At 69.4% G+C, this 22,143-nt stretch carries 18 protein-coding genes, 2 pseudogenes and 1 riboswitch; of the genes and pseudogenes, 9 read left to right on the plus strand and 11 right to left on the minus strand.

Going from position 1 to position 22,143, the window contains the following annotated elements:
- Both LDO11_RS04880 and LDO11_RS04885 read left to right on the plus strand, forming a co-directional pair.
- The gene (locus tag LDO11_RS04880) at nucleotides 1-3,243 is read left to right on the plus strand and encodes an error-prone DNA polymerase (RefSeq protein ID WP_232140560.1); all 3,243 of its coding nucleotides are present in this window, start codon (nucleotides 1-3) and stop codon (nucleotides 3,241-3,243) included.
- A 3-nt stretch (nucleotides 3,244-3,246) separates the two neighbouring features.
- Nucleotides 3,247-3,819, plus strand: coding sequence for an alpha-ketoglutarate-dependent dioxygenase AlkB (locus LDO11_RS04885; protein ID WP_232140561.1), 573 nt, complete (start codon nucleotides 3,247-3,249; stop codon nucleotides 3,817-3,819).
- A gap of 263 nt (nucleotides 3,820-4,082) precedes the next feature.
- Here LDO11_RS04885 and LDO11_RS04890 read toward each other — a convergent pair whose 3' ends face one another.
- Nucleotides 4,083-4,631: an NADPH-dependent FMN reductase gene (locus LDO11_RS04890; RefSeq protein WP_232140562.1), complete on the minus strand. Its 549-nt coding sequence runs from the start codon at nucleotides 4,629-4,631 to the stop codon at nucleotides 4,083-4,085.
- Between the two features lie 891 nt (nucleotides 4,632-5,522).
- Nucleotides 5,523-8,393, minus strand: a complete 2,871-nt coding sequence (gcvP, locus tag LDO11_RS04895) for an aminomethyl-transferring glycine dehydrogenase (protein ID WP_232140563.1) — start codon at nucleotides 8,391-8,393, stop codon at nucleotides 5,523-5,525.
- Between the two features lie 100 nt (nucleotides 8,394-8,493).
- Nucleotides 8,494-8,595, minus strand: a riboswitch (glycine riboswitch).
- Between the two features lie 248 nt (nucleotides 8,596-8,843).
- On the opposite strand from gcvP, the gene LDO11_RS04900 reads away from it, so the two are divergent.
- On the plus strand, nucleotides 8,844-10,100 hold the full coding sequence (locus LDO11_RS04900; protein ID WP_232140564.1) for a multidrug effflux MFS transporter: 1,257 nt from the start codon (nucleotides 8,844-8,846) through the stop codon (nucleotides 10,098-10,100).
- Nucleotides 10,101-10,156: 56 nt separating this feature from the next.
- On the opposite strand, the gene LDO11_RS04905 is transcribed toward LDO11_RS04900, so the two are convergent.
- The 7 genes from LDO11_RS04905 to LDO11_RS04935 form a co-directional block, all read right to left on the minus strand.
- Nucleotides 10,157-12,109 carry a M2 family metallopeptidase gene (locus LDO11_RS04905; RefSeq protein WP_232140565.1) on the minus strand — a complete coding sequence of 651 codons (1,953 nt, stop codon included), beginning with the start codon at nucleotides 12,107-12,109 and terminating at the stop codon, nucleotides 10,157-10,159.
- 34 nt (nucleotides 12,110-12,143) lie between these two features.
- Nucleotides 12,144-12,869 (minus strand): YrbL family protein, encoded by a 726-nt coding sequence (locus LDO11_RS04910; RefSeq protein WP_206733304.1) that lies wholly within the window; start codon nucleotides 12,867-12,869, stop codon nucleotides 12,144-12,146.
- 7 nt (nucleotides 12,870-12,876) lie between these two features.
- A complete protein-coding gene (locus tag LDO11_RS04915; protein ID WP_232140566.1) occupies nucleotides 12,877-13,392 on the minus strand; it encodes a hypothetical protein in 516 nt (171 codons plus the stop codon).
- A gap of 19 nt (nucleotides 13,393-13,411) precedes the next feature.
- On the minus strand, nucleotides 13,412-13,675 hold the full coding sequence (gene minE / locus LDO11_RS04920) for a cell division topological specificity factor MinE (RefSeq protein WP_100322326.1): 264 nt from the start codon (nucleotides 13,673-13,675) through the stop codon (nucleotides 13,412-13,414).
- Nucleotides 13,676-13,677: 2 nt separating this feature from the next.
- Nucleotides 13,678-14,487: a septum site-determining protein MinD gene (gene minD, locus LDO11_RS04925; protein ID WP_129136246.1), complete on the minus strand. Its 810-nt coding sequence runs from the start codon at nucleotides 14,485-14,487 to the stop codon at nucleotides 13,678-13,680.
- Nucleotides 14,488-14,654: 167 nt separating this feature from the next.
- Entirely contained in the window at nucleotides 14,655-15,425 is a 771-nt protein-coding gene (gene minC, locus LDO11_RS04930; RefSeq protein WP_232140567.1) for a septum site-determining protein MinC, read from the minus strand.
- 2 nt (nucleotides 15,426-15,427) lie between these two features.
- Entirely contained in the window at nucleotides 15,428-16,027 is a 600-nt protein-coding gene (locus LDO11_RS04935; RefSeq protein ID WP_129136244.1) for a GNAT family N-acetyltransferase, read from the minus strand.
- 140 nt (nucleotides 16,028-16,167) lie between these two features.
- Here LDO11_RS04935 and LDO11_RS04940 point away from each other — a divergent pair.
- From LDO11_RS04940 to LDO11_RS04965, 6 genes and pseudogenes are all read left to right on the plus strand, one after another.
- Nucleotides 16,168-17,367: pseudogene (locus tag LDO11_RS04940) on the plus strand (sensor histidine kinase); the annotation flags it as partial.
- An 88-nt stretch (nucleotides 17,368-17,455) separates the two neighbouring features.
- On the plus strand, nucleotides 17,456-18,097 hold the full coding sequence (locus LDO11_RS04945) for a response regulator (protein ID WP_129136242.1): 642 nt from the start codon (nucleotides 17,456-17,458) through the stop codon (nucleotides 18,095-18,097).
- Nucleotides 18,098-18,181: 84 nt separating this feature from the next.
- Nucleotides 18,182-18,250 (plus strand): annotated as a pseudogene (locus LDO11_RS04950) (DNA-binding response regulator); the annotation flags it as partial.
- A 148-nt stretch (nucleotides 18,251-18,398) separates the two neighbouring features.
- On the plus strand, nucleotides 18,399-19,532 hold the full coding sequence (locus tag LDO11_RS04955; protein WP_232140568.1) for a polyketide cyclase: 1,134 nt from the start codon (nucleotides 18,399-18,401) through the stop codon (nucleotides 19,530-19,532).
- A gap of 100 nt (nucleotides 19,533-19,632) precedes the next feature.
- Nucleotides 19,633-20,001, plus strand: coding sequence for a DUF423 domain-containing protein (locus tag LDO11_RS04960; protein WP_232140569.1), 369 nt, complete (start codon nucleotides 19,633-19,635; stop codon nucleotides 19,999-20,001).
- 77 nt (nucleotides 20,002-20,078) lie between these two features.
- Nucleotides 20,079-20,753 (plus strand): DNA-3-methyladenine glycosylase family protein, encoded by a 675-nt coding sequence (locus LDO11_RS04965; RefSeq protein ID WP_232140570.1) that lies wholly within the window; start codon nucleotides 20,079-20,081, stop codon nucleotides 20,751-20,753.
- Nucleotides 20,754-20,828: 75 nt separating this feature from the next.
- On the opposite strand, the gene LDO11_RS04970 is transcribed toward LDO11_RS04965, so the two are convergent.
- Both LDO11_RS04970 and LDO11_RS04975 read right to left on the minus strand, forming a co-directional pair.
- The gene (locus LDO11_RS04970) at nucleotides 20,829-21,635 is read right to left on the minus strand and encodes a M15 family metallopeptidase (protein ID WP_232140571.1); all 807 of its coding nucleotides are present in this window, start codon (nucleotides 21,633-21,635) and stop codon (nucleotides 20,829-20,831) included.
- Nucleotides 21,636-21,741: 106 nt separating this feature from the next.
- Complete coding sequence (locus tag LDO11_RS04975) at nucleotides 21,742-22,128, minus strand: DUF3887 domain-containing protein (RefSeq protein WP_232140572.1); 387 nt, start codon at nucleotides 22,126-22,128, stop codon at nucleotides 21,742-21,744.
- Nucleotides 22,129-22,143 lie beyond the last annotated feature (15 nt).

Consider the following 22,143-nt stretch of genomic DNA (forward strand, 5'->3'; position numbering starts at 1 on the left):
ATGACCGGTGATCTCTTCGACGGGCTCGGCCGCGACACACCCGGAGTGCAGATCCCCCGCGCCTGGGCGGTCGGCCAGCGCCTGCGCCAGGCCGCCAACGACGCCGTGGGTGATGACGGCAACCTGCCGGCCTATGTGGAACTGCATTGCCTGTCGGATTTCTCGTTCCTGCGCGGCGCCTCCAGTGCGGAGCAGCTGTTCGCGCGTGCCGCGCAGTGCGGCTACGAGGCACTCGCGATCACCGATGAATGTTCGCTGGCCGGCATCGTGCGTGCGCTGGAAGCTTCCGAGGCGACCGGCATCCGCCTGGTCGTGGGCAGCGAGTTCAGGCTGCTCGACGGCCTGCGCTTCGTGCTGCTGGTGGAGGACGCGCAGGGCTACACGCAGCTGTGCAGGCTGATCACCACCGGCCGCCGCGCCGGCGGCAAGGGCACCTACCGGCTGACGCGCGCGGACGTGGAAACGATATTCGCCGACACGGCGCCGGGCGTGTTCGCGCTGTGGCTGCCGGGGGGCGAGCCGGACGCGGACGAGGGCCGCTGGCTGCAACGGGTGTTCGGCACCATGCGCACGCATCTGGCGGTGGAACTGCACCGCGAACGCGACGATGCACGGCGCCTGCAGGACCTGCTGGCGTTGTCGGATGTGCTCGGCATGCCGGCGCTGGCCAGCGGCGACGTGCACATGGCCACGCGTCGCGAGCGCATTGTGCAGGACACGCTGACCGCGATCCGCCACAACCTGCCGCTGGCCGAGTGCGGCGCGCACCTGTTCCGAAACGGCGAGCGCCACCTGCGTACGCGGCGCGCACTGGGCAACATCCATCCGCATCACCTGCTCGATTGCGCGGTCGCACTGGCCCGGCGCTGCAGGTTCGACCTGCGCACGCTGGCCTACCGGTACCCGAAGGAACTGGTGCCCGAAGGGCACACCGCCACCACCTGGTTGCGCCAGCTGGTGGAAGAAGGCGCGCGCGAGCGCTGGCCGGAAGGCACGCCGAAGAAGGTGTGGGCGACGATCGAGGAGGAACTGGAACTGATCGCGGGCCTCGGCTACGAGGCGTTCTTCCTCACCGTGCACGACGTGGTCCGCTTCGCGCGCGGCCGCGGGATCCTCTGCCAGGGCCGCGGCTCGTCGGCGAATTCGGCGGTCTGCTACGCGCTCGGCATCACCGCGGTCAATCCCGACGAGACCCGCCTGCTGATGGCGCGTTTCCTGTCGAAGGAGCGCAACGAGCCGCCGGATATCGACGTCGACTTCGAGCACGAGCGGCGCGAGGAAGTCATCCAGTACGTGTACGCGAAGTACGGCCGTGAGCGCGCCGCGCTGGCGGCCACGGTGATCAGCTACCGGGGCAAGAGCGCGGTGCGCGACGTGGCGCGCGTGTTCGGCCTGCCGCCCGACCAGATCACCCTGCTGGCCAACTGCTACGGCTGGGGCAACGGGGCCACGCCGATGGAGCAGCGCATCACCGAAGCCGGCTTCGATCTCGCCAATCCGCTGATCCAGCGCGTGCTCTACGTCACCGAGCAGCTGCGCGACCATCCGCGGCACCTGTCGCAGCACGTGGGCGGTTTCGTCATCTCCGACGAGCCGTTGTGGAACCTGGTGCCGGTGGAGAACGCGGCGATGGCCGAGCGCACCATCATCCAGTGGGACAAGGACGACCTGGAGACGATGAAGCTGCTCAAGGTCGATTGCCTGGCGCTGGGCATGCTGACCTGCATCCGCAAAACGCTGGACCTGGTGCGCGGGCGTCGTGGCCGCGACTACGACATCGCCACGATTCCCGGCGATGACAAGGACACCTACGCGATGATCCAGATCGCCGATACGGTCGGCGTGTTCCAGATCGAATCGCGCGCGCAGATGGCGATGCTGCCGCGGCTCAAGCCTGCGCGTTTCTACGACCTGGTGATCGAGGTGGCGATCGTGCGGCCCGGGCCGATCCAGGGGCAGATGGTGCATCCCTACCTGCGCCGCCGGCAGGGCAAGGAGCCGATCCTGTACCCGTCGCCGGACGTGCAGGCGATCCTCGGCGAAACGCTCGGCGTGCCGCTGTTCCAGGAACAGGTGATGGAACTGGTGATCCTGGCCGGCTACACGCCCGAGGAGGCCGACCGCATGCGGCGCTCGATGGCGGCGTGGCGGCGTGGCGGCGACATGGAGCCGCACCGTGTGCGCATCCGCGAACTGATGGAAGGCAAAGGTTATGCGCCGGAGTTCATCGACCAGATCTTCGAACAGATCAAGGGCTTCGGTTCCTACGGTTTCCCGCAGAGCCATTCGGCCTCGTTCGCCAAGCTGGTCTATGCCAGCTGCTGGCTCAAGCGCCACGAGCCGGCGGCCTTCGCCTGCGGCCTGCTCAATTCGCAACCGATGGGGTTCTACTCGCCCAGCCAGATCGTGCAGGACGCACGTCGAGGCAGCGCGGAACGTGAGGCGGTAGAAGTGCTGCCGGTGGACGTGATGCACAGCGACTGGGACAGCACCCTGGTCGGTGGTACGCCGTGGCGTGACGACGACGATTGCGGCGAGCAGCCGGCGATCCGCCTCGGCCTGCGCCAGGTGGCCGGGCTGCCGGAAGCGGTGGCGCGGCGCATCGTCGAGGCGCGCGCGCAGCGGCCGTTTTTCGATATCGCCGATCTGTGCCTGCGCGCCGGGCTGGACGAGAAGGCGCGCACCGCACTGGCCGAAGCGGATGCGCTGCGGTCGCTGTCGGGCCATCGCAATGCCGCGCGCTGGGCGGTGGCCGGCATCGAACGCCGCCTGCCCTTGCTGCCGGGCAGCCCGGAAGAAGCTACCGTGGAACTGCCGGCGCCGCGACGTGGCGAGGAACTGCTGGCCGACTACCACAGCGTCGGCCTGACCCTGCGCGAACATCCGATGGCCCTGCTGCGTGCGCAGATGACCCAGCGGCGCATCCTGGGTCTGCGTGCGCTGCGCGAGCGCCGTCACGGCAGTGGCGTGCACGTGGCCGGGCTGGTCACCCAGCGCCAGCGGCCCGGCACCGCCAAGGGCACGATCTTCGTCACCCTCGAGGACGAGGACGGGATGATCAACGTGATCGTCTGGCCGACGCTGGCGCTGCGTCGCCGTCGCGCGCTGCTGGAATCGCGCCTGCTGGCGGTGCGCGGTCGCTGGGAACGGGTGGATGGCGTGGAGCACCTGGTCGCTGGCGACCTGGAGGACCTCAGCGACCTGCTGGGCGGGCTGTCGCTGCCATCGCGCGATTTCCACTGACCCATGGACCTGTTTTCCCCGGTGCTGCAGCTGGTCGATGACGCCGAGGGCGGCATCCGCTACTGGCCGGATGTGATTCCGGCGGAGCTGGCGCAGGCGTGGTTCGAGGCGCTGCGCGATGGCATCGCCTGGCGGCAGATGTCACGGCCGATGTACGACCGGGTGGTGGAAGTGCCGCGGCTGCTGGCGTCGTGGCGGCTGGCATCGGCACCTGCAGGCCTGCCGTTGCCGGAACTGCTTGCCCATGTGCAGGGCGTGGCGCCGGCGCCCTACAACGCGGTCGGGCTGAACCTCTACCGCGATGGCCGCGACTCGGTGGCGATGCACAACGACAAGCTGCATACGCTCATCCCCGGGCATCCGATCACGCTGGTGTCGCTCGGCGCGCCGCGACAGATGAACATCCGCGCGCGCGCCAATGGCAGGCTGGTGCGCATCGATCTGCAGCCGGGCAGCGTGTTGAGCATGAGCCATGCCTCGCAGCTCACCCACGAACACGGCATCCCCAAAACCAGGCGCGATCCGGGTCCACGCATGAGCGTGGTGTTCCGGGTGCGAACGGCCCTGGACGAATAGCGCGATCCGGCCCCGGCTGCGCAAGTCAACTGTTTCATGCCTGGATCTGCAGGCCTGATGCCACGCCGGGGATGGCGATAAATTGGCCATTAGCGGCTGTGGAGTTATCCACCTGGCCTGTGGGCAAGTCTGTGGAAGCGCGCGGGACACCCGTCACCCGGCGGCATCGCACGGGGCGATTTCCCGATGTGGCGAAATTGTGACCAGGGTGATGATCCCCCACGGCGTGGCGAAATTATCACCACGCCGTGCAGGGGCAGCGCTCAGCTGGAATGGCGGCGCACGAAATCGAGGTAGGCGTCAAGCCAGCCCTCGATGAAGTCGCGGCTGCCGGCGGCGATGTGGCCACCTTCGTCGAGTACCTTGTCCGCGGCAAGGAACATCTCGGGCTGGCCCAGCGTCGGCATGTCGAGGTAGGCGAGGATGGTGCGCAGGTGCTGTTGCGCGCACGCGGTGCCGATGGCGCCGATCGAGACGCCGAGGATGCCGGCGGGCTTGCCTGCGAATGCACTCTGGCCAGAGGGGCGCGAGGCATGGTCAATCGCGTTCTTGAGCACGCCCGGAACCGAACGGTTGTATTCCGGGGTCACGAACAGCACGCCATCGGCGGAAGTGATCGCCTGTTTCAGGCGCGTCGCCGCTTCGGGCGGGTTGTCGTCGTCGTCCTGGTTGTAGAGCGGAAGGTCGTCGATGCGCTGGATTTGGAAGCGCACGCCATCGGGCGCGAGTGCCGGCAGCGCGTCGGCGAGCTTCCGGTTGAACGAGTCCTTGCGCAGGCTGCCGACAAGCAAGGCAATGGTGAGATCTGACATGGCGGGGCTCCGGGTCGGGCGCTCCATGCTGTGCCCGCCGCTGTTAAACCGCCGTTGCCCGTTGGTGACGCCAGCTCCCCCGACAAAAAGGTTCAACTCGCGATTAGGGGTTTCCACCGAGCGCGGAGCTTCGCGCCCGGAAAGCCTGGGCCAGAGCCAGAGCACCGGCTGGGCGGGGCGCGTGCAGCCCGCCGCGGCCACAGGGGGATGCCCAGCCGGATATCTCCGCGTCCTGCTCCCACATCCGGCCGCCGGCCATCCATGACCGGCTCTGGACATCCCCCTGCGTCCGCGGCGGGCACCGAGCTGTCGTCGCGTCTGGTCGAAGATCAAAGTCAAAGACAGGAACCAGCCCCTTGGTCGGTGGCATTCGGCTCTCGCGGCAACCGCTCCTGATCTCAGTGCCGAAGTCTGCAGATCGCCAACGGCACGCAAGAGCGGAGGCACCCGCTGTTGCTCTCCCTGCCGACGCCCACGATTGCCCGGGCCCGTCGCGTGCACCGGGGTGTGTGCTCCCAGCCGGCCATGGATGGCCGGCGGCCGGCCGTGGTAGCTGGACGCGGACTCCGGCCGGGGGAGTACACGCCCCGGTGCGCGCGACGGGCAGCGCGAAGCCCAACGAAGCACCTCAGCGACGCCCGGCACTCCGGCGTGCTCCAAAGCCGCCGCCAAGCGAGGGCACCCCGGTGCGCACGATGGGCAATGGCGCCTGAGCGCGGCCGGCGCCGACGCCCGTTCGCCGAACGGGGCGAGCGTCCCACGGCGGCCAATGGGGCTACACGCGTACCGAGCCACTTCAGACCGACGACATCGTCCCGGAGTTGGAGGCGCCCAGGAAAACCCCCTCCCGGCGACGGGAGGGGGCCTGGTTCTACTACGGTGCGCGGCGCGTCAGGCGTCGGCTTCCTCTTCCCGGTAGGCCTCGATCGGGATGCAGGAACACATCACGTTCTTGTCGCCGTGCACGTTGTCCACGCGCGCCACCGGCGGCCAGTACTTCTGCCGCCGCAGCGTGGCCAGCGGGAACGCCGCCAGTTCGCGCGGGTAGGCGTGCGTCCACTCGCTGCCGGTCACCATGGTGGCGGTATGCGGGGCGTTCTTCAGCGGGTTGTCCTCGCGCTCCAGCCGGCCTTCCTCGACCGCGCGGATCTCGTCGCGGATCTGGATCATCGCGTCGATGAAGCGGTCGAGTTCGTGCAGGGCCTCGCTCTCGGTCGGCTCCACCATCAGCGTGCCGGCCACGGGGAAGCTCAGCGTCGGTGCGTGGAAGCCGAAGTCGATCAGTCGCTTGGCGACGTCCTCGGCGCTGATGCCGGTGGCGTCCTTGATCGGCCGCAGGTCGAGGATGCACTCGTGCGCCACCAGCCCGTTGCGGCCGTTGTACAGGGTGGGGTAGTGCGGCTCCAGCCGCTTCGCCACGTAGTTGGCATTGAGCAGCGCGACCTGGGTGGCGCGCTTCAGGCCGGAGGCGCCCATCATCACGATGTACATCCAGCTGATCGGCAGGATCGATGCCGAACCGTGGGTGGCCGCGGACACCATGCCGACCTCGCCCTCGCCGCCGAACGCGCGCGGCAGGAACGGCGCCAGGTGCGACTTCACCGCACACGGGCCGACACCCGGGCCGCCGCCGCCGTGCGGGATGCAGAAGGTCTTGTGCAGGTTGAGGTGGGAAACGTCCGAACCCCACTTGCCGGGGCGCGCCACGCCGACCAGCGCGTTCATGTTGGCGCCGTCGGTGTACACCTGACCGCCGTGCTGGTGGACGATCTCGCAGATCTCGACGATCGCCTCCTCGAACACGCCATGCGTGGACGGGTAGGTGACCATCAGCGCAGCGAGCTTTTCGCCGTGCTTCTCGGCCTGCGCGCGCAGGTCGTCGACGTCGACGTTGCCGTCGCGGTCGCACTTCACCACCACCACGCGCATGCCCACCATCTGCGCCGAGGCGGGGTTGGTGCCGTGCGCCGATTCCGGGATCAGGCAGACATCGCGATGGCCTTCACCGCGCGACTGGTGGTAGGCGCGGATCGCCAGCAGCCCGGCGAATTCACCCTGCGCACCGGAGTTCGGCTGGAAGCTCACCGCGTCGTAGCCGGTGATCTCGGCCAGCATCCGCTCCAGCCCGTCGATCAGTTCCTGGTAGCCCTGCGTCTGTTCGGCCGGTGCCAGCGGATGGATGTTGGCGAACTCCGGCCAGGTGATCGGGATCATCTCCGCGGTGGCATTGAGCTTCATCGTGCACGAGCCCAGCGGGATCATCGTGCGGTCCATCGCCAGGTCCTTGTCGGCCAGCGCGCGCATGTAACGCAGCAGCTCGTGTTCGCTGTGATGGGTGTTGAACACCGGGTGCTGGAGATAGGCCGAGGTGCGCAACAGGCCGGCCGGCAGCGCGTCGGTGGCGGCGGCATCGAGCACGTCGATGTCGTCGATCGCGACGTCGAACAGCTTCGCAAGCGCGACGACGTCATCGCGGCTGGTGGTCTCGTCCAGGCTGATGCCCACGCTGTTGCTGTCGATCGTGCGCAGGTTGATGCCGGCCTCGCGTGCACGCGCGTGGATCGCATCGGCGTCGACATCGACCACGTGCAGGGTGTCGAAGAAGTCCGGGCCCACGGTGATGCCGGCCTTGCCCAGTGCAATGGCAAGGATGGCCGCCAGGCGATGGGTGCGCAGGGCGATGCGCTTGAGCCCCTCGGGGCCGTGGTAGACCGCGTACATGCCGGCCATCACCGCCAGCAGCACCTGCGCCGTGCAGATGTTGGAGGTCGCCTTCTCGCGGCGGATGTGCTGCTCGCGGGTCTGCAGGGTCAGGCGGTAGGCATGGTTGCCTTCGGCGTCGACCGACACGCCGATCAGGCGGCCGGGCATCGAGCGCTTGTAGGCATCACGGCAGGCCATGTAGCCGGCATGCGGGCCGCCGAAGCCGAACGGCACGCCGAAGCGCTGGGTGTTGCCGACCACGATGTCCGCACCCCATTCGCCCGGTGCTTTGATCAGCGTCAGCGCCAGCAGGTCGGCGGCCACCGCCACCACCGCGCCGCGCGCGTGCACGGCATCGGCGAGCGCGGCGTGGTCATGCACCTGGCCGAAGGTATCGGGGTACTGCAGCAGCACGCCGAAGCTGTCGGCCTGCGCGGCTTCCGCATCCGGGCCCACGCGCAGTTCGATGCCCAGGCCATCGGCGCGGGTGTGCAGCACTTCGAGCGTCTGCGGATGCACGCGCTCGGACACGAAGAACACGTTCGACTTCGACTTCGCCGAGCGCTTGGCCAGAGTCATCGCCTCGGCCGCCGCGGTGCCCTCGTCGAGCAGCGAGGCATTGGCGATGTCCATGCCGGTGAGGTCGGACAGCATGGTCTGGAAGTTGATCAGCGCTTCCATGCGGCCCTGCGAGATCTCCGCCTGGTAGGGCGTGTACGCGGTGTACCAGGCCGGGTTCTCGAGGATATTGCGCAGGATGACGTTCGGCGTGCGGGTGCCGTAATAGCCCTGGCCGATGAAGCTGCGGAAGACCTGGTTCTTCTTCGCCAGGCCGCGGATCCTGGCCAGCGCCTCGTGCTCGTCGATGGGGGCGGGCAGATCGAGCGGATCGGCGGAGCGGATGCTCGCCGGCACGATGGCATCGGTCATCGCGTCCAGCGACGGCTGGCCGATCACGTCGAGCATGTGGGCGATCTCGGCCTCGTTGGGGCCGATGTGGCGTTCCAGGAACGCGTCGTGGTGTTCGAGGGCGCGCAGGGAAGGGGCAGGCTGGGACATGGCGGCATTCCGGCAGACGGGCGGAGGGGCATCGCTGTCGCCCGCGTGGCCGGCTGCGCCGGCGTCATACGGGAGCGACACGCCGGTCGTCCGGCGGTCGATGCGCCCCTCTGTCCTTTTGCCTGAGAGTTTGGAGCCGCGTGGTGCTGCGTCTCGTGCCCCTTCGGCGCCGGAATGAACCGGTCTCTCCAGAGTTGTGCCGGCGATGGTTGGGGAGCCTGAGCGATTGCGGGCGGTTGCGCCTTCGGCAGCGGTTGCCTCGAAAGGGCCGCTTCTCCCACCGTCGGTTGCTGCGGCCGATTATATCCCGCCACCACGGGCCCGACCGGGGTGCCGGCTTAACATGACGCATTCCGTGGCCGCCAATCGGCACGCCGCCCCCATTCACCATCGTCCGGCAGCACCGTCAGTTCCCGACGTGCTGGTTCTGCCGGGCGCCGAGGTCCACGAATGACTGCCCCCGCGTCTTCCGTGCCGTCCACCCGCCGCATCGCCCTGCTGCTGGCGGGGCTGGCGATGTTCGGCCCGTTCTCGATCGACACCATCTTCCCTGCGTTCGCGCAGATGGGCACCGAGTTCGGTGCCGACAAGCTGGCGATGCAGCAGACCATCGCCGTGTACCTCATCGCCTACGCCGTGATGAGCGTCGTGCACGGGCCGCTGTCGGATGCCCTGGGCCGGCGCAGGGTGATCCTGGGAGGGCTGGTGGTCTTCATCGTCGGTTCCATCGGCTGCGCGCTGTCGCGCGACCTGCCCACGCTGCTGGTCTTCCGCGCGTTGCAGGGGCTGTCGGCCGGCGTCGGGCTGGTCGTCGGGCGCGCGGTGATCCGCGACATGTTCGACGGCGACGATGCCCAGCGCCTGATGAGCCAGGTGTCGATGATCTTCGGCGTCGCACCGGCGATCGCGCCGATCATCGGTGGCTGGATCCTCGGCTGGCAGCGCTGGCCGATGATCTTCTGGTTCCTCGTGGTGTTCTCGCTGCTGCTGCTGTTCGCGACCTGGCGCTGGCTGCCCGAAACCCATCCGCGCGAGGCGCGCGGGTCGCTGGTGCCCGCGTGCCTGGCGCGCGACTACAGGGCGATCCTGGTCAATCCGCGCTTCCAGCGGCTGGCGGCCGCATCGGCATTCAACTTCTCGGCGCTGTTTCTCTATATCGCCTCGGCCCCGGCGTTCGTGATGGACATCCTCGGCCTCGACGAACGCCAGTTCGGCTGGTTCTTCGTGCCGATGATCAGCGGGATGATGGCGGGTGCGTGGGTGTCCGGGCGCGCGGCCGGGCGCATCAGCGGCAGGCGACTGGTGGACATCGGATTCGCCTGCAGCGGCGTGGCGATCGCCCTCAACACCGCCTACAACCTGTTCGTCGACCAGCCGCAGGTGCCGTGGGCGGTGCTGCCGATGGTGCTGAACTCGTTCGGCATCGCACTGGTGTTTCCGATCATCACGCTGTCGATCCTCGACATGTATCCGCGCCAGCGCGGCGCCGCATCCTCGCTGCAGGCGTTCACCAGCCTGGTCCTCAACGCGCTGATCGCCGGCCTGCTGTCACCGCTGCTCAGCCACTCCGCGCAGTCGCTCGCGCTTGGTGGGGCGGCCTTCCTCGCCATCGGCTGGGCGTTCTGGCGCTGGGAGCGCCGCCGTGACCGCACCCCGCCGCGCCCGGTGAGCGGCCCGCCGGTGATCGAGCCGGGGGAGCCGCTCTAGCAGGCCTGAATGCAGAAGGGCCCGGCAATGCGGGCCCTTCCCGTGTCATACGGCTATCAGGGCGCCGCGGCCGCTTCCGGAACCGCACCGGCGCTCCAGCCGCAGGCCTGGCCCTCGTTCTGGGCTTTCAGCCAGTCCTGCAGCGGCGCGAAGTACTCCAGTACCGCGCCGGCGTCCATGCGGTCGCTGCCGGCCATTTCCTGCAGCGTGGCCTGCCACGGCTGGCTGGAGCCACGGCCGAGCATGGTCCAGAACTTCTCGCCGGCCTGCGCATTGCCGTAGAAGCTGCAGTCGTAGAGGGCGCCATCGTGGCCGGCGGTCTCGCACAGTGCCTTGTAGAACTGGAACTGCAGGATGTGGGCGAGGAAGTAGCGGGTGTACGGGGTATTGCCGGGTACGTGGTACTTCGCACCCGCATCGAAGAACTCCTCCCCGCGCGGGCTCACCGGTGCCACGCCCTGGTAGCGCGCCTTCAGCTCCCACCAGCTGCTGTTGTAGTTCTCCGGCGTGATCGAACCGTCGAACACGCCCCAACGCCAGCGGTCGATCATCAGCCCGAACGGCAGGAACGCGACCTTCGACAGCGCCATGCGCATCTGCGAGTTGATCAGCGCCGCCTGGCTCTGCTGCGGGGTGTCGACCAGCCCGATCGAGGCGAGGTAATCCGGGGTCATGGCCAGCACGATGGTGTCGCCGATGGCCTCGTGGAAGCCGTCGTGCGCGCCTTCCTGGAACAGTGGCGGCTGCGCCTTCTGCGCGAGGTAGTAATAGATGTGGCCGAGCTCGTGGTAGACGGTGGTGAAGTCCTCCTCGGTCGGCTTGATGCACATCTTGATGCGCACGTCGTCGTCGAGATCCATCGGCCAGGCGCTGGCATGGCAGACCACGTCGCGATCGCGCGGCTTGATCAGCTGGCTCTTCTGCCAGAACGCATCGGGCAGCTGCGGCATGCCCAGCGAGGTGTAGAAGTCCTCGGCGCGGCGGGTCATGGTGGTGGCGATCGCCAGCTGCGCGGCGCGTTCCTCTTCGGCCAGGGCGGTCGGGTCGGGCAGGGTGTCCATCGCCGCCAGCCGGCGGTCGTAGCCTTCGCGGTACTGGCGCTCCAGGGTGGCGCTGACATCCAGGCTGCCCGCGTTGGGGTATGGCGCGAGGATGTCCCAGAGGTTGCTCCAGTCCTGCTGCCACATGTTGCCCATCAGGTGCGCCGGCAGCATGCCGTTGACGTCGCCCTGGCCCGGATAGCGCGCCTGCAGCCGGGTGCGCGCGTAGCAGTGCAGCTGGTCGTACAGCGGCTTGACCTGGTTCCAGAGGCGGTCGGTCTCGGCCGACAGCTCCACCGGCGACATGTCATAGCCGGAGCGCCACATCTCGCCGGCGTCGGCATAGCCCATCTCGCGCGCGCCTTCGTTGACGAGATCGACGAAGCGCACGTAGTCCTGGCGCATCGGCCGGGCGACGCCGTGCCAGCCCTGCCAGGCATCGAGCTGGCGGTCGTAGTCGCGGCTGCCGCGCAGCACGTCCTCCAGTTCGCCGAGCTGGCGGCAGTTGCGCTGCGCGCCTTCGCCGATGCAGTAGGTGCCGGCGCCGTAGGTGCCTTCCATGCGGGTGGCGATGCGGGTGAGCTCGCCAAGCTTCTCCGGGTCGCGCGGGGCCGGCATCGCCGTCTTGAGCTTCAGCAGGTGGATCGCGCGCGCGGTTTCCGGCGACATCTCCTGCCCCTCGAACCTGCGCGCCTGCTCGATCCAGCCATTGAGTTTCGTCAGCCAGCGCTCGCTGGCCTTGGCCGCCAGCAGCTGGCTGTCGTCGCTGATATGGGTGGACGACAGCCACTGCGCGGCGGTGGTTTCCGGGTACAGCGCGCGGTATTCCTCGTTGACCCGGGCCACGAACTGGTCGGCGGTCTCGTTCTTCGGGATTTCCGGGTGCGCGGCCGTGTCGGGCGAGCGCTGGCAGGCCGACAGCGCCAGGCAGGCACCGGCAAGCAGGGTCAGGGTCAGGCGGTGGTTCACGGTGCACCCACGGGGCGGTATTGAACCCGGCAGGCTAGTGGCCGTCCGGCGCGCCCGCAAGGGGCGCATGGGCGCGGATGCGCGCGCGCAGGCGTTCGGCGCGGCGCGCGATCTTGCGGTGCATCAGGCGCCGCGACCAGCGCGAGATCGGCAGCACTTCCTTGCCGCCGAGCACCGACTTGACGTCGACGCAGACCAGCTCGGGGCGGCCGGCGTCCCCGGTCACAACGAGGTTGCCGCTGTTGAGGTCGAACAGCGGGATGGCGTTGGCATGCAGCCAGGCTTCGAAGCGGGTGACCGCATCGCACAGCGCGTCGGCGTGGTGGCGGCCGCGCTCGGCGCCGAACAGCAGCGCGTAGAGGCTGGGGGCCGGGCTGCCGTCGGTGCCGGTCACCAGTGCGCAGCGCAATGCACGGCCCGCGGGCGTGTCGACCAGCCCGACACAGGGTGCCACCTGGCCGTCGAGGCGGCCGCCCAGGCGCGCGTGCAACTGCCGCCACGCGCGGAGTTCGAGCGCATTGGCCTGCTTCGATGGCCAATGCGCGGCCCATGCATCGCGCACGCGGTGGCGCAGCGGACGGTGCAGGGCCGGGTCCGCCGGCAACGGGTACTTCAGGCAGTGGCCCGGCAGGTCCGGATCGACCACACACACACGGTTGGCGCCGCGTGCCACCACCTGCATGCCCTGCCAGAGCCGCCCATCCGCGGAGAAGCCCTGTGCGGATGCCCGGGGCAACGGGCTCGCAGGTGCGGGCGACATGGGCCGGTCAGCAGCCGGCCGGCAGCAGGTCGCGCGCCACCAGCCACTCGCGCGCATCGGCGGCATCGTGCTCGAACCACGCGCGCGCGGAGCCCAGCCGGAAGCTGTAGCCCCAGGCATCCATGTCCGCCATCAGACGGTCGCGGCCGACCCCCGGCAATGCATCGGCGAGCACGATCTGCAGGTAGCAGGTGGCGTCTTCCTCGGCCACCGAGTCGGTGGCGTCGGTGTGCACCGCGGCGCGGCGCTCGGGTGGCAGCACGATCAGGTGGCAGGCCTCGTGCAGCATCGAGTGCACCGGCGTATCGGCGCGCACGTACACGTTGGCGCCGATCACGCCGGCCTCGGGCGCGCCCCAGTACGAGCCGGGGATGTCCGCATCCGGCTCGACCAGATGCAGCGCCAGTCCGTGCGTGGCCAGCAGCATCGATGCTGCCGGCAACGGCACGTCGGCAACGCGCAGCACGCTGTCCTCGCCGCCCGCCGTGGACGACGGTGGCGCAGGGAGCGGGGCGGCGGACATCTGCCTGCCGTGGTCCCGGTCAGGCCGGGCCGGGGCGCCCATCGGGCAGCGCGACCGAGATGTCGAGCACGTCGTGGTCGCCTTCCTTGGCCAGGTCCACCTTGACCGCATCGGCATCGATGCTGACGTACTTGCGGATCACCTCGAGCAGCTCGCGCTGCAGCAGCGGCAGGTAGTCGGGCGCGTCACGGCCGGTGCGTTCCTGCGCGACGATGATGCGCAGGCGCTCCTTGGCGATGTTGGCGGTGTTCTTCTTCGGCTTGAGGAAGTCGAGGATGCCCATCGTCAACCTCCGAACAACTTGCTGAAGAAGCCTTTCTTTTCGGCATGGGTGAAGCGCATCGGCCGGCTCTCGCCGAGGATGCGCGCCACCGCGTCGTCGTAGGCCTGGCCGGCGTTGGATTCCATGTCGAGGATCACCGGCTCGCCCTTGTTCGACGCGTTGAGCACGTCGCTGGATTCCGGGATCACGCCGATGGTCTTCAGGCCGAGCACTTCCTCGACGTCGCCGATCGACAGCATCTCGCCGGTTTCCACGCGCGAGGGGCTGTAGCGGGTCAGCAGCAGGTGCTCGTTGACGCGCTCGCCGTTCTCGGCGCGGCGGGTCTTGGACTGCAGCAGGCCGATGATGCGGTCGGAGTCGCGCACCGAAGACACTTCCGGATTCACCACCACCACCGCGGTGTCGGCGAAGTACATCGCAAGGAACGCGCCCTTCTCGATGCCGGCGGGCGAGTCGCACACGATGTAGTCGAAGCCGTCGTCGGACAGTTCCTTGAGCACGCGCTCGACGCCGTCACGGCTGAGCGCGTCCTTGTCGCGGGTCTGCGAGGCGGCCAGCACGTACAGCGTGTCGAAGCGCTTGTCCTTGATCATGGCCTGCTTCAGCGAGGCCTCGCCGTTGACGACGTTGACGAAGTCGTACACCACGCGGCGCTCGCAGCCCATGATCAGGTCGAGGTTGCGCAGGCCGACGTCGAAGTCGATCACCGCGACCTTCTTGCCACGCCGGGCGAGGCCACTGGCAAGGCTGGCGCTGGAGGTCGTCTTGCCGACGCCGCCCTTGCCCGAGGTGACTACGATGATTTCGGCCAATGTCGTTCTCCTGGAATGGACCGCACCGGTTGGGCGGTCGGAATGTGGTTGCGCCGGTAGGCGTGCCGCGGAAGGCCCGGGCACGCGCCGGATGCGCGCATCCGGCGCCTGGCATGCAGGCCGCTAGCGTAATCGTTGCGGCAGCGCGGGAAAACCGCGCCGCCATGTCAGTCGAGCGCGGCGATGCGCAGCTCGTCGCCTTCCAGCCAGACCTGTACCGCCTTGCCGTGCAGTTCCTTCGGGATTTCCTCGAGCACCTTGTAGCGCCCGGCCACGGCGACCAGTTCGGCCTGGAAGGCGCGGCAGAAGATCCGCGCGCCCGCATTGCCCTGGGCACCGGCCAGCGCACGGCCGCGCAACGGGCCGTAGATGTGGATCGAGCCGTCGGCGATCACCTCGGCACCGGCGCCGACCGCGCCCAGCACGGTGAGGTCGCGGTTCTCGGCGTAGATCTGCTGGCCGGAGCGCACCGGCAGCGTCTGCATCAGGCCCGGATCACCGGCGACGGCCGCCGGAGGCGGGGGCGGCGGAGGTGCGGGCTCGGGCGGCAGCGGCGTGGTCTCGGCGGCGGGCGCCGGCGATGGCTCGTCGCCACGCTCGTACTGGGCGCGGAACTTGGCCAGCAGCGGCAGCCCCAGCTGCTCGGACAGCCGCGCGTTGTCGCTGCTGCCCCAGGCCAGGGCCACCGGCAGCACGCCGGCGCCATGCAGCGCATCGATCAGTGCGCGTGCCTCGTCCACGCCGGGCGTGGCCGGCAGGCCGCCGAAATCGAGCACCACCGCCGCGCGTGCGAACAGGTTCGGTGCGCGGGTCACGCGGTCGCGCATTTCCGCGGCGAGGCGTTCCGGGTCGAGCCTGCGCACGCGCAGGTTGGCGATGCCGACCTGGCCGAACTTGAGCTCGCCGGCGGGTTCGAAATCCATGCTGGTTGCGGCCATGGTCAGGTACCCGTCGGTCGATGGACGAGCGGCGCGCTGGCGCGCGGGCGCAGCAGCCACGGCACGTCGGGGAGTTCCCCGCCGTAGCGCTGGCGCACCCAGGCGTGGCTGCACAGCGGCTTGACCAGCATCGAGGCGCGCACGCCATTGCCGGGCATCACGTGCTGGCCGACCTCGAGGAAGCCGAAGCTGCCGTGGAACAGGCGCGCCGGGTCGCTGTCGTGTTCGACGAACACCTCGCAGGCCAGTACCGGGTAGCGCACCTCGGCGTACGACTGCACGTCGGCATAGAACGCCCGGCCGACGCCACCGCCGCGACGTCGGCTGGCGACCACGATGCGGTCGATATAGAAGAAGGCGTCGCCGCTGTGCTCGCGGAACCAGTGGAAATTGCTGCTGTCGTGGCCGGAGCCCGAGCCGAAACCGACCAGGAACCCGGCGAGGTTGCCGTCGCGCTCGGCGACGCGGAAGTATTCCGCGGTGTCGTGGAAGCGTCGGAGGCGGGCCGCATCCAGCGGCAGGATCGAAGGACCGGCGGCGTTGTTGAGGGCAAGGATGGAATCCAGCTCGTGCTCGCGCACGTCGCGGATGACGATCGACATTGGGGACATCCTGGGTTGCAGCAGGCACGCCGCGCGCATCGCGGCGGGCGGAAGCCGGATTATCGCATGCCGCCCCGCGGGCGCGGCGCCATGACTTCCGGCAACCTCGCCACCGGCCCGTCTTCACTACGATCGTCGCGATGATCCAGCACCTCAACAACAATCGCCTGCTGCGCTACGCCGGCCTGTTCACCTGGGGGGTGATCGGCCTGCCGTTGCTGGTGCGCACGGTCACCCAGGCCGATCTCGAGGTTCCGGACCCCGGGCAGGCGGCCTTCCTGAGCAGCGCCATGCGGGCGTGGCTGGCCTGGGGTGTGTTCGGGCTGTCCTACGCCTGGCTCACCCGCGCGCTGGGCGAACGCCGGATCGGCGCGCTCGATCACGTCCTGACGGCGCTGCTGGCCGGCAGCGCCATCGCGATCAGCTACTACAGCCAGTCCGGGCTGGGCAGCATCCTGCTGATGGTGGTGGCCTGCGTGCTGCCCTGGCTGATGCCGGTCTGGCTGGGTATCGCCCTGCTGGTGGCCTGCGAGTTCGTGATCGTGCCGGTGTACCTGCGCGGGCTGGACTTCTCGTGGCTGGAGGCGCTGCTGCAGGCCAGCCTGTATGCGGGTTTCACCGGCTTCGCCTTCGTGACCGGGCTGGTGGCGCGCCAGCAGGCGCGGGCGCGTGACGAGCAGCGGCGGCTCAATTCCGAGCTGCGGGCCACCCGTGCGCTGCTGGCCGAGAGCGTCCGCGTCAACGAGCGCACGCGGATCTCGCGCGAACTGCACGACCTGCTGGGCCACCACCTGACCGCGCTGAGCCTGAACCTGGAGGTGGCCAACCACCTGACCAGCGGCACCGCGCAGGAACACGTGCAGCAGGCGCACACGCTGGCCAAGCTGCTGCTCAGCGACGTGCGCGAGGCGGTCAGCCAGCTGCGCGACGACGACGCCATCGACCTCGGCGCCACCCTGCGCCCGCTGGCCGAGAACGTGCCCGCGTTGCGCATCCACATGCAGATGCCCGAGCCGTTCCTGCTCGACGACCCGGAGCGCGCCCACGTGCTGCTGCGCTGTACCCAGGAAATCATCACCAACGCGGTGCGCCACGCCCAGGCCGAGCAGCTGTGGCTGCGCTACAGTCTGGCCGCCGATGGCGTGCGCCTGGACGCCCGCGACGACGGTCGTGGCGCCGAGGTCGCCAATGTCGGCAACGGGCTGCGCGGCATGCGCGAGCGGCTGGCGGCCTATGGCGGCAGTGTCGCGATCGAGACCGCGCCCGCAAAGGGCTTCCATCTGCAGCTGCAACTGCCGTTGTCGGCGCCGGCGGAGCGCGTGGCCCGCGCCGCCGAGGGCGCGCGCGTGCAGCCGCGGCGCAAGCGGCAATCCCAGGACACCTCCGGCGGCAACGAAGCGGCCGGGCCATCCAGCAAAGGAGAACGGCATGATCCGCGTCTGCCTGGTCGATGACCAAACCCTGGTGCGCCAGGGCATCCGTTCGCTGCTCGCGCTGGATGGCGGCATCGAGGTTGTGGCCGAGGCCGGGGATGGCCGCCAGGCCGTCGAACTGATCCCGCAGGTGCAGCCCGACGTCGTGCTGATGGACATGCGCATGCCGGTGATGTCGGGCCTGGAAGCGCTGCAGATGCTGTCGCGCGAGGGGCGGCTGCCGCCGACGATCATCCTCACCACGTTCGACGACGACCAGCTGGTGCTGGCCGGGATCAAGGCCGGCGCCAAGGGCTACCTGCTCAAGGACGTGTCGCTCGACCAGCTGGTCGGGGCGATCCGCACCGTGGCCAACGGCGGGTCGCTGGTGCAGCCGGCGATGACCCAGCGGCTGCTGTCGGGGCTCGAGCACATGCGCAACGAGTTCGTCAGCCTCGATCGCCCGGATCCGCTCACCGACCGCGAGACCGAGATCCTGCGGCTGATGGCCGGCGGCTTCTCCAACAAGGAGATCGCCAACTCGCTGGGCGTGGCCGAGGGCACGATCAAGAACCACGTCTCGAACATCCTCTCGAAGCTCGGCGTGCGCGACCGCACGCGGGCGGTGCTCAAGGCCTTCGAGCTCAAGCTGGTGTGAGGCGGAGGATGTCCGGCCCGCCGCTTGTGCGGCTGGCGCTCGCGGCCACGCGAGGCGGTGCCTCGCAGGCGGTGGCCGCTCGCCCTCTCGAAGCTCGGCGTGCGCGACCGCACGCGGGCGGTGCTCAAGGCCTTCGAGCTCAAGCTGGTGTGAGCGCGCCGTCGCGCGGCCATCGCGCCGCCGACGACCGCATCACGCACATGAAATCGCTTCCGTTTTGCTGTCGCCGGACCCGGAACATCTTGTACGATTGCCGGTCTGCGCCCCGGCACTGCCCGGTTCCGGTCCTGGAGAACCCTGAATGACCCGTTTGCTCGAGATCCTGATTGCCCTCGCGATCACCGCCGTGATGTTCCTGGTGATCGGCGTGCTCCTTCCGTCCAGCCGTTCGCTGGAAGAGAAGGTGGAAACCAATCGCCGCCAGTCGATCGTGTTCGACACCATCAACAGTTTCCGCCGTTTCGACGACTGGCACCCGTATGCCGTCCAGGATCCGCGCATCCAGATCCAGCTTTCCGGCCCCGATTCGGGCGTCGGTGCCACGATGTCCTACGAGTCTTCGGTCGGGAACATCGGCACGGGCAGCTGGGAGATCGTCGAGTCCGAGCCGCGCACGAAGGTCGCCTACGCGATCGAGAACGACCAGCGCGGCAACAACAAGCGCAGCGAGATCACCCTGCGCCCGACCGGCCGCAGCGGGCGCAACATCGAGATCACCCAGACCTACAACGTCGATTACGGCTGGGACCTGCTGGGCCGTTACGCCGGCCTGTACGTCGCGCGCAACGTCGGCGACAACATGCAGATCGGCCTCAAGCGCCTGACCAACATGCTGGCGTCGGTGCCCAACGTCGACTACGCCGTGGAAGGCAGCAGCCTGCGCGACCTCACCACGACCGAGCTGCCGGCCGAACACCTGCTGATCGTCAAGGCCGGTGCGATCGAGCGCAGCAACGACGCGATCATGTCCTCGATGAAGGACAACATGGAGTGGATCAACCGCACCCTGGCCGCCAACAAGCTGCAGGCGGCGGGTCCGATGCGCATCATCACCTCCGAGCTGGGCCGCGAGACCTACACCTTCGACATCGCGGTGCCGGTGCGTGCCGGTGGTGCTGCCGCGTCGGCGGACGCGTCGGACGAGGGCGAGGGTGAAGCCGCGCCTGCACCGGTGGCCGATGCCACCCAGCCGCTGACCGGCCTGCAGCTGATGGGCCCGGTGGAATACGTGCACAGCCCGCCGGTGCGCGTCGCCCGGGCGAACTACACCGGCTTCATGGCCGAGCTGGACAACGTCCGCAACGCGCTGCGCGCCTGGGCGATGACCCAGGGCCACGAGGTGATCGGCCGTCCGTTCGAGAACTACGTCAACGGCGTCGATGCGGCGTTCACCGCCGACGGCGAATACGAAGTGTTCTGGACCGTCAAGCAGTAAGGTCCACGCACCGCTGTCCCGCCGCGCCGCGCCCCTCACCGGGCGCGGCGCGCGCGTTTTGGGCGCGAGGTTCAGCAACACCCAGGGAGTGAGTGAGCCGATGACCAGGGACCATGGCGTCCATCCTTCGCAACGCTGGCTTGCCGCCATGGGGGCGCTGTGCGCAGGCCTGTCGGTTGCGGCAGCCGCGTACGCGTCGCACGGGCTCGAGGGCGAAGCGCAGTCGCGGATGATGCTGGCGGCCATGTTCGCGTTCGGCCATGGCGTGGCCCTGGCCGTGCTGGGGCGGCAGGCATTGCGGGGCGCGGCGCTCATCGCACTCGCGCTGCTGCTGTTTGGCGTGCTGGTGTTCTCCGGCAGTCTAGCCGGCGCCGCTCTGGCGGGCTGGCCGACCCGTGCCGCGCCGTGGGGCGGCATGTCGATGATGCTGGGCTGGCTGCTGCTGGCCGTGGACGCTCTGCGCCGCTAGGAAGCGTCCACGTGCCGGCACTGGCGGCCGGCGGGGCGGTGGGCAAACATGGCCGGCCAACCGCCGCGGGACCATGCATGCCACGCCACGCAAGGGGTTTCGATACGGTTGCCGCGCACGGGTGGCTGTCGCGGCGCGACCGCAAGCTGGCCACCTGGATGCGCCGTATCGGGCCCATCGCGCCCGATCCACGCTGGCGCCGCGCGTTCGATCCGGTCGACGCGCTGGGCCGCGCGATCCTGTTCCAGCAGCTGTCGGGCAAGGCCGCGGCGACCATCGTCGGCCGGGTCGAGGTGGCGATCGGTTCCAGCCGCCTGCACGCCGACACCCTTGCGCGCGTCGACGACGCCGCGTTGCGTGCCTGCGGCGTCTCCGGCAACAAGACCCTGGCGCTGCGCGACCTCGCCGCGCGTGAAACCGGCGGGGAGATCCCCTCCCTGCGGCGGATGGCCGGCATGGACGACGAGGCGATCATCGAGGCACTGGTGCCGATCCGCGGCATCGGCCGCTGGACGGTGGAAATGATGCTGATGTTCCGCCTCGGCCGCCCCGACCTGCTGCCGGTAGACGATCTGGGCGTGCGCAAGGGTGCGCAGATCGTCGATCGCCTGGAGACCATGCCGACACCGCGCGAACTTGCGCTGCGGGGCGAGCGCTGGGGGCCGTACCGCACCTACGCGGCGTTCTATCTGTGGCGGATCGCCGACGCGGCGCAGGCGGCGAAGGCACCGACCCCGCGCTCGCAGGAATAGCCCTCCGCTTGCAGGCGCTCGCGCCTGCGATGCCCTATTACGCAGTGGTGCTGGCGATATCGCGGGCGCGCGGCCTCACGCGGCAGCGCGGTAACGCCAGTGCCAGGGTTCGTAGACGATGCCGTGGGGGTTGTCGCGCGGATAGCTCATCGCGAAGCCGTGGGTAGCAGCGTGTTCCTGCAGCCATGCGAACGCGGTGGTGTGTTCGAAGCTTTCCTCCGCCGACGGTTCGCCCGGCGCGGAGATATCCAGCGCCTGGCCCGAGTGGTGTTCGCTGAAGCCGGGCGCGGCGTTGACCGCGAGGATGTCCTGCACGTGCAGTCCGCGGGCACGCTTGCGGGCGAAGATCCCCAGCTGGTAGGCGTGGCTGCGGTAGCCCGACACCGACTCCAGCCAGATGTCGTCATCGCGCGCCGCGGCCTGCATGCGCTGCCAGGCGAGCGCGGCATCGCGTTCCAGCCAGAGCGGACGGGCGTGGCGGTCGTGGCCGGCAAAGGCCAGCCAGGCCGGTTCGGCCACCAGCGCAAGCCCGGTCCGTCCAGCATAGGCGTCGGCATCGAGGCCGAGCCCCGCCAGGCGTGCCTCCAGCCCGTGGACCGGCAGGGCATGTGCGCGCGGCAGGCGTTCGCCGCGCAGCACGGGGGCGCTGGCCAGGGCGCGCAGGGCGGCATCGGCCGCCAGCCCGGCCTGCCAGCGCGGCAGCAGTTCGACCAGGCCCTGATCGAGCGCGGCGGCGAGATAGCGGCCGTCACTCTTGCGGCGCAGCACCCAGCGGGCGAGCGCCAGCGCACGCTGGTCGTGGCTGTCGCGCGCGCGCAGCAGGTCCGCCGGCCACAGTTCGATGTCGGCGGTGTTGATCAGCAGGCGGGGCAGGGCGCGCACGACGGCTCCGGAAAGCGCACGGGGCAGGCCAGTGTAGCGCTGGCCTGCCACGGCCCTTGAGGCGTCCGGGTGGCGGCACCGGGAGACATCCCGGTGTGTGCGGCCTCTAGGGCTGGCCGGCCGGCTGCAGCAGCAGGCCGGCGATGCGGCCGTCGGCGTCGAAGCTGACGATCGCATTGAGGCTGGCGCGCTCGAACTGCAGCGGCGTCACCACCACCTCGTAGCCGTCGTGCTGCTGCTGGACCGGCTCGCCACGCGACTGCAGCGCGCCGGCCTGCGCGACCAGGCCGTCCCAGACCTGGCGCAGCTGCCCCGCATCGATCTGCGCGGCCATCGTGGTGTTGAAGCGAGCGTGCAGGGTCTCGAACTCGCCGGCCTCGAGCTGGTCGATGGCGGCCGCGGCGCCGGCCTGCGGGGTGTCCCGGGCTGTCGCCACGCAGGTCGCGAAGGCGAGCAGCAGCGCGGTCATCCAGCAGGCAAGGCGGTTCCTCATCGTCGATCTCCTCAT

Origin of the sequence: Alterluteimonas muca (genome assembly GCF_021191595.1) — a bacterium.
Lineage (GTDB): Bacteria > Pseudomonadota > Gammaproteobacteria > Xanthomonadales > Xanthomonadaceae > Luteimonas > Luteimonas muca.